Here is a 13,280-nt window from a genome sequence, read left to right on the forward strand (position 1 = left end):
GAAAAGGACTCAGAGCGCCGCGTCGATCTTTTTCGCGGCGTCTTCGCTGACCCATGCGTGCCAGATTTCAGGATGTTCCTTGAGGAAGGCTTTCGCCAGCTTCGGCGACTCGATCCGCTCTTTGGTCATGCGCGCCAGATTCTGGTTCAGCAGGTCGATCGGCAGGTTGACCTTTTCCAGCACGGCGACCAGTTCCGGCGCCTGTTCGTGGAACGCCTTGGACAGGCCGACCTTGATGCTCACGGTCTTGTCGACGCCGGGTTTCTCGTCCAGCTTGACCAGGTCGACCTGGCCCATCAGCGGGGTTGGCGTCCAGTAGTAGAAGAGGATCGGCTCGCCACGCTTGTAGCTCGACAGCACCGCCGCATCCAGGGCCGGGCCGGTGCCCGGACGGAAATTGGTATAGCTCGACTCGAGGCCGTAGTCCTTGAGCATTTCACTGTTGTCCAGCTCGCAGGTCCAGCCCGCCGGGCAATTGTAGAAGCGGCCTTTGCCGGGCTCTTCCGGGTCCTTGAAGACCGACGCGTACTGGCCCAGGTCGGCGATGGCCTTGAGGTTGGGCGCCTTGGCGTCGAGCTTGCGCTTGGCATCACCCTCGATCACATAGCGCGGCACGTACCAGCCTTCCACCGCGCCCACCACCGGCGCGCCGACACCGACCACCTTGCCGGCGGTCTCGGCCTTCTTCCAGACCTCGCTGCGACCCACCCACTCCTCGGCGAACACCTGGATATCGTTGGTGCCCAGGGCGTTTTCCATGGTGATGGAGTTGCCCGGCAGGCTGTCGGTTTCGCAGCCGTAGCCGTTTTTCAGCACGAACTGCATGACGTCGGTCAGCAGCATGCCGCTTTCCCAGTTCAGCCCGGCGAACTTCACCGGTTTGCCGGATTCGCACCAGCCCGCGGCCTGGCTGCCCCCCGAGAGACTCAACAGGCCAAGGGCACACAGCGACGCAAGCAGGGTCTTGTTGGTTTTCATTGCATGACGCTCCCAAACAGGAAAGTGGATATCGGCAGTTCAGCGGCCTTTCAGCCAGGCGTCCGGTCGTCCCTTCCATGAAACGCCGCGGCGGGGGCCACCGGTAGAGGCCCCCGCGACGCGGATCAGCCGGTGATCATCGGCAGGTTCAGGCCCTGCTCTTTGGCACACTCGATAGCAATGTCGTAACCGGCATCGGCATGACGCATCACGCCGGTGCCCGGGTCGTTGGTCAGGACGCGGGCGATACGCTCGGCGGCCTCGTCGGTGCCGTCACAGACGATCACCATGCCCGAGTGCTGCGAGAAGCCCATGCCCACGCCACCACCGTGGTGCAGCGAAACCCAGGTCGCGCCGCTGGCGGTGTTCAGCAGGGCGTTGAGCAGCGGCCAGTCGGACACGGCGTCGGAGCCGTCTTTCATCGACTCGGTTTCACGGTTCGGGCTCGAGACCGAGCCGGAGTCCAGGTGGTCGCGACCGATAACGATAGGCGCGGACAGCTCGCCGCGACGGACCATTTCGTTGAACGCCAGGCCGAGCTTGGCGCGCTGGCCCAGGCCAACCCAGCAGATACGCGCCGGCAGGCCCTGGAAGCTGATACGCTCGCGCGCCATGTCAAGCCAGTTGTGCAGGTGGGCGTCGTCCGGGATCAGTTCCTTGACCTTGGCGTCGGTCTTGTAGATGTCTTCGGCGTTACCCGACAGCGCGGCCCAGCGGAACGGCCCGATACCGCGGCAGAACAGCGGACGGATGTAGGCCGGCACGAAGCCCGGGAAGTCGAAGGCATTGGCGATGCCCTCTTCCTTGGCCATCTGGCGGATGTTGTTGCCGTAGTCGAAGGTCGGGATGCCCTGCTTCTGGAAGTCGAGCATGGCCCGGACGTGCACGGCCATGGATTGCTTGGCGGCCTTGACCACCGCGGCCGGCTCGGTCTTGGCGCGGTCGCGGTATTCGTCCCAGCTCCAGCCGGCGGGCAGGTAGCCGTTGAGCGGGTCGTGGGCGCTGGTCTGGTCGGTGACCATGTCCGGGCGCACGCCGCGCTTGACCAGTTCCGGCAGGATCTCGGCGGCGTTGCCCAGCAACGCGATGGAGATGGCTTTGCCTTCGGCGGTGTACTTGGCAATGCGCGCCAGGGCGTCATCCAGGTTATCGGCCTGTTCGTCGACGTAGCGGCTGCTCAGGCGGAAGTCGATGCGGCTCTGCTGGCATTCGATGTTCAGCGAAGAGGCGCCGGCCAGGGTCGCGGCCAGTGGCTGGGCGCCGCCCATGCCGCCGAGGCCGGCGGTCAGTACCCACTTGCCCTTGAGGCTGCCGTTGTAGTGTTGGCGACCGGCTTCGACGAAGGTTTCGTAGGTGCCCTGAACGATGCCCTGGCTGCCGATGTAGATCCAGCTACCGGCGGTCATCTGGCCGTACATCGCCAAGCCCTTGGCATCCAGTTCGTTGAAGTGTTCCCACGTGGCCCAGTGCGGCACCAGGTTGGAGTTGGCGATCAGTACACGCGGCGCATTGGCGTGGGTCTTGAACACGCCGACCGGCTTGCCCGATTGCACCAGCAGGGTTTCGTCGTCATTCAGGTTGGTCAGGCTCTCGACGATCTTGTCGTAGCACGCCCAGTTGCGCGCGGCGCGGCCGATACCGCCGTACACCACCAGTTCCTTTGGATTCTCCGCCACTTCCGGGTCGAGGTTGTTCATCAGCATGCGCAGCGGCGCTTCGGTCAGCCAGCTCTTGGCGGTCAGCTTGTTGCCGCGGGGTGCACGGATTTCGACATCACGGAATTTGTTCAGGTTGTTGTCAGTCACGAAAGGGCTCCTCGAGCATCTATCCAATCCCAACCCAGGCAGTGGGCCAGCGGTGATAACCGTTTTACGAACAGCGTGGAGGGGACGGCCTATCCACTCATACGCACACATCTTTACTTGTACATACAAGCATATGCAATTGAATTGCCAAGTCCGCAAAACGCTTGATGAAAAAAATCCCGGAGGGGCTTCAAAGCCTTGTGGATCAAGGCGCAGAAATCTTGCAAAGAAGGTGGGAGGACAGCGGAAGGCGGTGCGAGGACCAAGGCGGCATTGCGCCACCTTGGGGCATTCGGTAACAGAATGTGCGGGCGTGGTGCGTTACACGGAAACAGGAATGAGTTCGATCAGGCAGCAACGACCGGTGATATCGAGCTCGCGCAATTGGATGTTGTCGTGCAGGTAAAGGCAGTCGTAAAGACCAAGGGTTTGCAGCGGATGGCCGCTGACGCCGACGTCCAGCGCGGCCTGGGCACTGAACAGCAACACCGTGCTGGCGGAGCTGAATACCCGGCTGTAGCCGCTGAACCACTGCAGGCGCGCGTGGTAACGCTGCGGCGCGTAGATCAGGTTGAAGTCACGGATCGGACCGCCCAGCAGGCGGCAACTGACCTGGCTCTCGCCGCTGAACACATAGGCGTCGAACGGCAACAGCGCGCGGCTGGGCTGGCCGTCCACCTGCAGGACCATGCCGTCACCCTGCAACACGCTGATGATCCGCTGGTAACCGGCAAAGCTGGAGAACCCGCCGGACTCCTCGATATCGGCAATCGACAGACGCCAGCCGAAACCGTCCAGGCCTTCGCCGGCATCGCGGGTGATTTCTTCGGTGCTGCCGCCGCCATTCTTCCAGGGCATGCGCGGGTAATCGGCGGCACGTAGCAGGGTCAACTCAGTCATTTGCTGAAGCGTCCTTCGAGACGATGGCGGGAGCCGGGGTGGATCAGGCGGGCGGCGGTCACCGGCTGGCGACCGGACCAGGTGCGGCGGCGAATCAGCAGGCAAGGCTCGCCTTGTTCGATCTGCAGCAGCTTGCACTCGTCAGGCTCGGCGAGGATCGCCTCGACCACATGCTCGCCCTCGGTCAGCGGCGCGACCTGAGAGAGATAGGCGTAGGGCGTCTGCCGGGTGAAATCCTGCTGGAGGTAGTCGGGCGCGATCTGCGCGTTGACGTAACGGTCTTCGATCTGCACCGGCACGCCGTTTTCGTAATGCACGATCAGCGAATGGAACACCCGCTGGCCTTCGCGCATGTCCAGCGCCAGGGCGCGCTCGGAGCCGGCGGCCTCTTCGGTCAGGGTCACCACCCGGCAGGTGTGCTGGTGGTCGCGGGCGGCGATTTCGTCGGCGATGTTGTTCACATCGAACAGCGCCGAACGGGTCTTGGGTTCAGCCACGAAGGTCCCGACGCCCTGCATGCGCACCAGCAGCCCTTCGGCGGTGAGTTCGCGCAGGGCACGGTTGATGGTCATGCGACTGAAGCCCAGCTCACTGACCAGCTCGCTCTCCGACGGCACCCGGTGGTGCGGCGGCCAGGTGCCGTTCTCGATCTGCTGGACGATCATCTGTTTGACCCGGGCATACAGCGGCGCCGGCCCCTCGCCCATCTGGGCAACCAGCGTGGAGACAGGAGGTTTCGGCACAGGAAAAGTCCTTGTTCTATTGAATGAACGGTAGCTTGCCGGAGTTTACCCAGCAGGCAAACGTCTGTATATGTATATACAAATAAACAAAACGAGGTGTCGTGTCGATGTCCGTCTTCTTTGCCGAACGCGCTCTGTTGCCCAGTGGCTGGGCTGAAAACGTCCGAATCGAGGTCGGCGCCGACGGTCTGCTGACCCGGGTGCAGGCCAATGCCGAGGCCGACGGCGCCGAAAAGCTCGGCGGACCGCTGCTGCCGGGGATGCCCAACCTGCACTCCCACGCCTTCCAGCGCGCCATGGCCGGCCTCGCCGAAGTGGCGGGCAATCCCAACGACAGTTTCTGGACCTGGCGCGAACTGATGTACCGCCTGGTAGGAAAGATCAGCCCCGAGCAGCTCGAAATCATCGCCCGCCAGCTCTACATCGAGATGCTCAAGGCCGGCTACACCTCGGTCGCCGAATTCCATTACGTCCACCACGACCCGCACGGCAGCGTCTACGCCGACCCGACCGAGCTGTCCCGACGCATCAGCGCGGCGGCCCGGCAGAGCGGTATCGGCCTGACCCTGCTGCCAGTTCTCTACAGCCACTCGGGCTTCGGCGGGCAGGCGCCCAACGAGGGTCAGCGGCGGTTCATCAACAGCACCGAGCAGTACCTCGACCTGCAATCCCGGCTGAAACCGCTGCTGGCCGCCCAGCCCGCGCAAACGCTGGGTCTGTGCTTCCACTCACTACGCGCGGTGACGCCGGAGCAGATCGCCACGGTCATGGCGGCCAGCGACAGCGCCTGCCCGGTGCACATCCATATCGCCGAACAAAAGAAGGAAGTCGACGACTGCCTGGCCTGGAGCGGACGCCGGCCGTTGCAGTGGCTGTATGAAAACGTCGAGGTCGATCAGCGCTGGTGCCTGGTCCACGCCACCCATGCCGAGGCCGACGAAGTCAGCCTCATGGCCCGCAGCGGCGCGGTGGCCGGCCTGTGCCTGACCACCGAAGCCAACCTGGGCGACGGCATCTTCCCGGCGGTGGATTTCATCGCCCAACGCGGACGCCTGGGCATCGGTTCCGACAGCCATGTGTCACTGAGCGTGGTGGAAGAGCTGCGCTGGCTGGAATACGGCCAACGCCTGCGCGACCAGCGGCGCAACCGCTTGTACGGCACCAACCAGCCGATGGTCGGACGCACGCTGTTCGACGCGGCACTGAGCGGTGGTGCCCAGGCGCTGGGGCAGCCGGTGGGTGAACTGGCGGTGGGCAAGCGGGCGGACTGGATCGTGCTGGATGGGCTGGACCCGTATCTGGCGACGGCCAGTGACGACAACATCCTCAACCGCTGGCTGTTCGCTGGCGGGGATCGCCAGGTGCGGGATGTGATGGTCAACGGGGCCTGGGTGGTGCGCGAAGGCCGGCATGACGGACAGGAAGACAGTGCGCGGGCGTTTGCCGGGGTATTGAGGGAATTGCTGGGTTGAATTTCAGGGCCTCATCGCTGACAAGCGATGAGGCCCTGAAGATCGATCAAGGCTTACGCGCCATATCCCGATCCGACACCCGCCAGATCAGCCGCGTCGTGTCATACCCCTGCTGCCGCGCCTTGGCCAGCAGGCTCTCCCGCTCCACCGCCGTCACGGTCGGTTTGCGCGACAGCAGCCACAGGTATTTGCGGTCCGGATTGCCGACCAGCGCGGTCTGGTAGTCGTCGCCGATGTACAGCACCCAGTAATCACCTTTCGTCACGCCCGGCAGCAGCCGCGAGAACCAGTTGTCGAATTCCACCCAGAGCTTGTCGGTCTTGCCCGGCACTTGCGGTGTGGCGCTGCCGCTGGCTTCCTGCCACTCGCCTTGCAGGGTCAGGCAACGATTGAGCACCCCGACACTGCCGTCCGCGCGCAGGTTGTAGTGCGCCTCGGACTGGGCGCAATCACGCTGGAAATACATCGGCAAGCGCGCCAGTTCGAACCATTTGCCCTGGTAACGCTTGAGGTCGACCTGCCCCACGGTCTTCGGCGGCAGCGGGCCGTCCGCCGCGGACGTGGCGCAACCGCCCAACGTCAGTGCCGCGCACAAGGCCAGCAGTGGATAGACGTGTTTCATTTCAGACCCTGCCCCGCGTACATCAACACTTTGTCACCTGCGTACTGGACACTGATGAAGGTCTTTTCATCACCCCAGGTACAACTGGAAACACCCAACGCGCCGGAACACTCGGTTGGACTCCCCAGCAGGGCTTCGACCTGGGCCTTGTCCATACCGGTTTTGAGTTTGGAATAGTTTTCCTGATTGAGTTTGCTGCACGCAGCCAGCAACACGCACAAGGACAACAAGGCGAGGGAACGCAACGACATGAAGGGTGCTCCTGAAAATAAAGGCGACAGGACTACAGCCTGTCGAGAGCTTAGAAGGAAAAACCCCGTTCCGGTTCCCGAAGCGCCCGGCTTTCAGATCAGCGTAATCCTTTGCCATTGGTCGAATGATTGCGGAACCGATTAATCTTTTTCCTACACCTGACGACACAACAGACGCTGCGGCGGATCGCCGCGCCCCCTTCGTAGATTGCCGTGACCTTGCGATGACTAAAAACCTGAAATTCAGCCACAAGATCCTGTTGGCCGCCGCCCTCGTGGTCGTGGTGGCCTTCACCTGCTTCGTCCTGTTCAACGACTACCGCCAGCGCCAATCGCTGCGCGCCAGCACCGAAGCCTCGATGCAGGAACTGGGCAGCCTCACCGCGGGCAACATCCGCACCTGGCTGGACAGCCGCATCCAGTTGCTCAACTCTTTTGCCCAGCAAGTGGCCGTCGACGGCCCAGGCAAGGACGCCCTGAGCCGCAGCCTGGCGCTGCCGGTGTACCCCAGCAACTTCGCCCTCACCTATTTCGGCGGCCAGGACGGCAGCATGCAATCAGTACCGGTCGGCAACCGCGCAGCCGACTACGACCCGCGCGTGCGCGGCTGGTACAAGAGCGCCAGCAGCGCCGGCCAGACCGTGATCACCGAGCCCTATGTTTCCGCCTCCATGGGCAAACTGGTGGTGACCATCGCCACGCCGGTGCAACAGGCCGGCAAGCCCATCGGTGTGGCCGGCGCCGACACCGCGCTGGACACCATCAGCGCCATCATCAACTCGCTGAATTTCGACGGCCACGGCCACGCCTTCATCGTCAACGGCGACGGCAAGATCCTGATCCATCCAAAGAACGAGCTGGCCCTGAAGGCCCTCGGCGAAGCTTATCCACAGGGCGCGCCGGTCATCGGCAAAGGCCTGAAGGAAGTCGAGATCGACGGCCGCAAGCAATTCATCAGCTTCACCCACATCGACGGCGTGCCGTCGGCGGACTGGTATGTCGCGCTGGTCCTCGACCAGGACGCGGCGTTCGCCATGCTCAGTGAACTGCGCAGCACCGCCGTGGTGGCGACCATCGCCGCGGTACTGATCATCATCGGCCTGCTCGGCCTGCTGATCCGCGTGCTGATGGAGCCGCTGCACGTGATGGGCCGGGCCATGCACGACATCGCCGAGGGCAAGGGCGACCTGACCAAGCGCCTGAGCATTCATGCCCACGACGAATTCGGCACGCTGGGCCAGTCGTTCAACCGCTTCGTCGAGCGAATTCACGAATCGATCCGCGAAGTGTCCTCGGCCACCGGCCAGGTCAACGAAGTCGCCCTGCGGGTCGTCAGCGCGTCCAATGCCTCGATCCACAACGCCGACCAGCAGTCCAGCCGCACCAACAGCGTTGCCGCAGCAATCAACGAACTGGGCGCCGCTGCCCAGGAAATCGCCCAGAACGCCGCCCTCGCCTCGCAGCACTCCAGCGAAGCGCGCAGCCTGGCGGAGGACGGCCAGCAGGTGGTCAACCAGACCATCGACGTGATGAATCAGTTGTCGGCGCGGATCAGCGATTCATGCGGCAACATCGAGACGCTGAACGCCAACACGGTGAACATCGGCCAGATCCTCGAAGTGATCGCCGGCATTTCCCAGCAGACCAACCTGCTGGCACTCAACGCCGCCATCGAAGCGGCCCGCGCCGGCGAGGCCGGGCGTGGTTTTGCGGTGGTTGCCGACGAAGTGCGCAATCTGGCCCACCGCACCCAGGACTCGGCGCAGCAGGTGCAACGCATCATCGAAGAACTGCAGGCCGGCGCGCAGGTGGCGGTAAGCACCATGACCGAGAGCCAGAGCCACAGCCAGCACAGCGTCGGCATCGCCAACCGGGCCGGCGAACGGCTGGGCAGCGTGACCCAGCGCATCGGCGAAATCGACGGCATGAACCAGTCGGTCGCCACCGCCACCGAGGAACAGACTGCCGTGGTGGAGTCGATCAATGTCGACATCACCGAGATCAATACGCTGAATCAGGAAGGGGTGGAAAACCTGCAGGCGACGTTGCGTGCGTGTAACGACCTTGAGCAGCAGGTCGAGCGGTTGAAGCATCTGGTGGGGAGTTTCAGGATTTAAGGCGGGCTTCGGGGTAATCCCTTCGCGACGGTTCGGCGCGAAGGCCCCAACTGGCCTAACTGACTGGCATCAGGATTCAGATCAGAACCTGGACCCAGGCTCCAGCAGAAAATCCATTTCCTCACTGGTACTCGGCCGCCCCAGCAGCAGGTTGCGGTGCGGGAAGCGCCCGAACCGGGCAATCACCCGCTGGTGCTGCTCGGCATAGTCGAGGAAACCTTCGAACAACCGCTGATGCTCGGCCGGCTGGCCCGAGAGCAAGGCCCGGTAGCGCTCGACGCTGATGTTCTGCCAGTCGAGTACTTCGGCATGCTCCAGCACCAGCAGGATGAACACCCGCTGGATCGGCAGCAGTTGATAGTCCCAGGCGCGGTCCAGACCCTGCATAACCAGCACCTGGGCACGCCGGTCGCCATCGAAGGCGCGCGGCGTGTCGCGGTGGATCATGCGCGGCAACTGGTCCAGCAACAGGACCAGGCCAAGCCAGCCCTGCGGGCTTTGCAGCCACTCGTCCAGACCGCCGGCCAACGCCTGCTCGACCAGGTCGCCGAAGCGCTCTTGCGCCTCGGCATCGTGCTGCCTGCCGAACCATAGCGTGCTCTTCTCGTCAGCCACGGCCTGCGGGCTGGTGCCCCAACCGAACCACCACTCCAGCAACGGCTGCCAAGGTGCGAGCATGACCTGTTTACTCCTGGTGATAACCGGTAACGCGCTCGACTTCCTCTTTCGAACCGAGGAACACCGCCACGCGCTGGTGCAGGCTCTCCGGCTGGATGTCGAGGATGCGCTGTTTGCCGTCGGTGGAAGCGCCGCCGGCCTGTTCGATGATGAAGGACATCGGGTTGGCTTCGTACATCAGGCGCAGTTTGCCCGGCTTGGAAGGCTCGCGAGCATCGCGCGGGTACATGAACAGGCCGCCGCGGGTCAGGATGCGGTGCACGTCGGCAACCATCGAGGCGATCCAGCGCATGTTGTAGTTTTTCTTCAGCGGGCCGGTCTCACCGTCCAGCAGCTCGCCGACGTAACGCTTGACCGGGGCTTCCCAGTGGCGCTGGTTGGACATGTTGATGGCGAATTCGGCGGTGGTTTCCGGAACCTTGATGTTCTCGTGGGTCAGGACGAAGCTGCCCAGTTCGCGGTCCAGGGTGAAGCCTTTGACGCCGTTGCCCAGGGTCAGGATCAGCATGGTCTGCGGACCGTAGATCGCGTAGCCGGCGGCGACCTGCTCAGTGCCTGGCTGCAGGAAGGCCTTTTCGTTCAGGCTTTCGTTCTGACTCAGGTACTCGTTCGGGCAACGCAGTACCGAGAAGATGGTGCCGACGGAGACGTTGACGTCGATGTTCGACGAGCCGTCCAGCGGGTCGAACACCAGCAGGTAGGCGCCTTTCGGGTATTTGCCGGGGATCTGGTAGGCATTGTCCATTTCTTCGGACGCCATGCCGGCCAGGTGGCCGCCCCATTCGTTGGCTTCAAGCAGGATGTCGTTGGAGATCACGTCCAGTTTCTTCTGGACTTCGCCCTGCACGTTTTCAGTGCCCATGCTGCCCAACACGCCGCCCAGGGCGCCTTTGGACACGTTGTGGCTGATTTCCTTGCATGCGCGCGCCACCACTTCGATGAGGAAGCGCAGATCGGCAGGGGTGCTGTTGCTACGGGTCTGCTCAATCAGATAGCGACTCAGGGTAACGCGGGACATGTATAGCTCCGAAGGAATGGGGAGAGAAAAACCCACGCAGTTTACAGGGAGAGTGAAGCGCGGGCGAGCACCAGGACATGCTTGCCCGATCAGACGGCACATCGGCCCGCGAGTTCATGCCGTCCGCCGGGTTGGCGCTGGTCACTCCAGCGCGGTCCAGATTTCACGGGCGTATTCGCGGATTGTCCGGTCCGAGGAGAACCAGCCCATCCGCGCGGTATTGAGCACCGCCGAGCGCCACCAGCGATTGGGCTCGTGCCAGAGCTCGTCGACCCGCCGCTGGGCTTCCCAGTAGGCGTCGAAATCGGCGCAGAGCAGGAAGCGGTCGTAGGTCACCAGCGAGTCAACCAGCCCGACATAACGCGCCGGATCGTCCGGCGAGAACACCCCGCCACGGATCGCCTGCAGCACATCGTTGAGCCGGTGCGAAGCACCCAGCGCAGCCCCGGCGCCGAAATCGCCGCTGCGCTTGCGCGCTTCCACCTGCTGGGCGGTAAGACCGAAGATGAACATGTGGTCGGCGCCCACCTGCTCGCACATTTCCACGTTGGCGCCGTCGAGGGTGCCGATGGTCAGCGCGCCGTTGAGGCCGAACTTCATGTTGCTGGTGCCGGAGGCCTCATAGCCCGCGGTGGAAATCTGCTCGGAGAGGTCCGCCGCCGGGATGATGCTTTCCGCCAGGCTGACGTTGTAGTTGGGCAGGAACACCACCTTGAGCAGGCCGCGCACGGTCGGGTCGTTGTTGACCACCTTGGCGATGTCGTTGGCCAGCTTGATGATCAACTTGGCCTGGTGATAACTGGCGGCCGCCTTGCCGGCGAAAATTTTCACCCGCGGCACCCAGTCGGTGCCCGGCTCGGCGCGAATCGCCTGGTACAGGGCCACGGTATGCATCAGGTTGAGCAACTGGCGCTTGTATTCGTGGATGCGCTTGACCTGCACATCGAACATCGCTTCGGGGTTGACGGTAATCCCCACCCGCTCCTGGATCAGGCTCGCCAGCACGCGCTTGCTGTGCAGGCGCTGCTCGGCGAATTTCTTGCGGAACGCCGGTTTGTCGGCGAACGGTTCCAGCCCGCGCAGCAAGGTTTCCGGGTCGTCCAGCAGCTCCTTGCCCAGGGCATCCACCAGCATGCCAGTGAGCCGCGGGTTGGCCTGGTACAGCCAACGGCGGAAGGTGATGCCGTTGGTCTTGTTGTTGATGCGGTCCGGGTAGAGCTTGTGCAGCTCGGCGAACACCGTGCTGCGCATCAGCTTGGTGTGCAGCGCCGACACGCCGTTGATGCTGTGGGAACCGAGGAACGCCAGGTTACCCATGCGTACCCGGCGGCCGTTGTCTTCCTCGATCAGCGATACCGCGCGCAGCACGTCGAAATCGTGGATGCCTTTAGCCCGCAGCGCGTCGATATGGAAGGCGTTGATCAGGTAGATGATCTGCATGTGCCGCGGCAGCATGCGTTCCATCAGGCCCACGGGCCAGGTTTCCAGAGCCTCCGGCAGCAAGGTGTGGTTGGTGTAGGCCAGGGTGTCCACGGTCACTTTCCAGGCGGTATCCCACGGCACTTCGTGCTGGTCGACCAGCAGCCGCATCAGTTCGGCCACGGCAATCGAAGGGTGAGTGTCATTGAGCTGGATGGCCGCCTGTTCGGGCAGGTTGAGCAGGGTGTCGTGCATGTTCAGGTGGCGGCGCAGCAGGTCTTGCAGCGAGGCCGAGACGAAGAAATATTCCTGGCGCAGGCGCAGCTCCTGGCCGGCCTCGGTGCTGTCGGCCGGGTACAGCACGCGGGAGATGCTCTCGGCCCGGGCGACTTCAGCCACGGCGCCGAGGTGGTCGCCGGCGTTGAAGCGTTCCAGGTGCAGCTCCTCCAGCGCCCGCGCACGCCACAGGCGCAGGGTGTTGACGCTGGAACCGCGCCAGCCCACCACCGGCGTGTCATACGCCACCGCGCGTACCGTTTCCGCCGGCCACCAGACCTGACGCGGCTCGCCGTCGCCGGCGTGCACGGTTTCGACCCGGCCGCCGAAGCTGATCGGGTAGATCACCTCGGCCCGCTCGAACTCCCACGGGTTACCGAAATCCAGCCAGTTCTCGGTCTGCTCCTGCTGCCAGCCATCGACCACCGCCTGACGAAACAGGCCGTGCTCGTAGCGGATGCCGTAGCCGTGGGCGGCGATGCCGAGGGTCGACATGCTTTCCATGAAGCACGCCGCCAGCCGGCCCAGGCCGCCGTTGCCCAGCGCCGCATCCGGCTCCAGCAGGCGGATGCGCTCAAGGTCGACATCGAGGCCTTCCAGCGCCTCGCGGGCGACGTCCAACAGGCCGAGATTGCTCAGGCTGTCGTAGAGCAGACGGCCGATCAGGAATTCGAGGGAGAGGTAATAGACCCGCTTCTGGCTCTTGCGGTAGATCTGGCGGGTGTGGTCCATCCAGTGATCGACCATGTGGTCCCTGGCAGCCAGGGCGATGGCTTCGAACCAGTCGTGGTCGAAGGCGTGTTCGGGGTCTTTGCCGACCGCATAGGTCAGTTTGTCCAGCACAGCGGTGCGAAAAGCGGCCACCTCTGCGTCACGAGCGTTCTGTTCCTGAGACATGCGACGTCCTCGGGCAAATATGACGATTGCGGATGGAGATTTGACAGCCTAGACGGTTCGACACAGTGCGTAGGCGCTGGTTCGCACCTTTCATGGGAAAAGGA

General features: G+C 63.6%; 11 protein-coding genes and 1 pseudogene. 3 read left to right on the forward strand and 9 right to left on the reverse strand.

Going from position 1 to position 13,280, the window contains the following annotated elements; all coding sequences use genetic code 11:
- Positions 1-9: 9 nt before the first annotated feature.
- From NTD88_RS02700 to hutC, 4 genes are all read right to left on the reverse strand, one after another.
- Positions 10-978, reverse strand: coding sequence for an ABC transporter substrate-binding protein (locus NTD88_RS02700; protein ID WP_262153807.1), 969 nt, complete (start codon positions 976-978; stop codon positions 10-12).
- Positions 979-1,103: 125 nt separating this feature from the next.
- The gene (hutU, locus tag NTD88_RS02705) at positions 1,104-2,783 is read right to left on the reverse strand and encodes a urocanate hydratase (RefSeq protein ID WP_262153808.1); all 1,680 of its coding nucleotides are present in this window, start codon (positions 2,781-2,783) and stop codon (positions 1,104-1,106) included.
- Between the two features lie 321 nt (positions 2,784-3,104).
- Positions 3,105-3,683: a HutD family protein gene (locus NTD88_RS02710; protein ID WP_262153809.1), complete on the reverse strand. Its 579-nt coding sequence runs from the start codon at positions 3,681-3,683 to the stop codon at positions 3,105-3,107.
- Positions 3,680-4,390 carry a histidine utilization repressor gene (gene hutC, locus NTD88_RS02715; protein ID WP_177431605.1) on the reverse strand — a complete coding sequence of 237 codons (711 nt, stop codon included), beginning with the start codon at positions 4,388-4,390 and terminating at the stop codon, positions 3,680-3,682. Before hutC ends, NTD88_RS02710 begins: the two co-directional genes overlap by 4 nt.
- Before the next feature lie 143 nt (positions 4,391-4,533).
- Here hutC and NTD88_RS02720 point away from each other — a divergent pair, with 143 nt between their 5' ends.
- Positions 4,534-5,898 (forward strand): formimidoylglutamate deiminase, encoded by a 1,365-nt coding sequence (locus tag NTD88_RS02720; protein WP_262153810.1) that lies wholly within the window; start codon positions 4,534-4,536, stop codon positions 5,896-5,898.
- A gap of 46 nt (positions 5,899-5,944) precedes the next feature.
- On the opposite strand, the gene NTD88_RS02725 is transcribed toward NTD88_RS02720, so the two are convergent.
- Together NTD88_RS02725 and bamE are read right to left on the reverse strand one after the other, a co-directional pair.
- Positions 5,945-6,520 (reverse strand): lipocalin family protein, encoded by a 576-nt coding sequence (locus tag NTD88_RS02725; protein WP_095155815.1) that lies wholly within the window; start codon positions 6,518-6,520, stop codon positions 5,945-5,947.
- A complete protein-coding gene (bamE, locus tag NTD88_RS02730; RefSeq protein ID WP_095155814.1) occupies positions 6,517-6,771 on the reverse strand; it encodes an outer membrane protein assembly factor BamE in 255 nt (84 codons plus the stop codon). The genes NTD88_RS02725 and bamE overlap by 4 nt, the downstream gene beginning before the upstream one ends.
- A 224-nt stretch (positions 6,772-6,995) precedes the next feature.
- Between bamE and NTD88_RS29050 the strand changes: the two are divergent.
- Positions 6,996-8,033, forward strand: a pseudogene (locus tag NTD88_RS29050) (cache domain-containing protein); the annotation flags it as partial.
- A gap of 24 nt (positions 8,034-8,057) precedes the next feature.
- Positions 8,058-8,888: a methyl-accepting chemotaxis protein gene (locus NTD88_RS29055; protein WP_371864284.1), complete on the forward strand. Its 831-nt coding sequence runs from the start codon at positions 8,058-8,060 to the stop codon at positions 8,886-8,888.
- An 81-nt stretch (positions 8,889-8,969) separates the two neighbouring features.
- Here NTD88_RS29055 and NTD88_RS02740 read toward each other — a convergent pair whose 3' ends face one another.
- From NTD88_RS02740 to NTD88_RS02750, 3 genes are all read right to left on the reverse strand, one after another.
- On the reverse strand, positions 8,970-9,566 hold the full coding sequence (locus NTD88_RS02740) for a DUF924 family protein (RefSeq protein WP_175652859.1): 597 nt from the start codon (positions 9,564-9,566) through the stop codon (positions 8,970-8,972).
- Positions 9,567-9,573: 7 nt separating this feature from the next.
- Positions 9,574-10,584 carry a class 1 fructose-bisphosphatase gene (locus tag NTD88_RS02745; protein ID WP_095155811.1) on the reverse strand — a complete coding sequence of 337 codons (1,011 nt, stop codon included), beginning with the start codon at positions 10,582-10,584 and terminating at the stop codon, positions 9,574-9,576.
- Positions 10,585-10,725: 141 nt separating this feature from the next.
- Entirely contained in the window at positions 10,726-13,176 is a 2,451-nt protein-coding gene (locus NTD88_RS02750) for a glycogen/starch/alpha-glucan phosphorylase (RefSeq protein WP_262153812.1), read from the reverse strand.
- Positions 13,177-13,280: the final 104 nt, after the last annotated feature.

It is taken from the genome of Pseudomonas sp. 20P_3.2_Bac5 (genome assembly GCF_025466035.1).
GTDB lineage: Bacteria > Pseudomonadota > Gammaproteobacteria > Pseudomonadales > Pseudomonadaceae > Aquipseudomonas.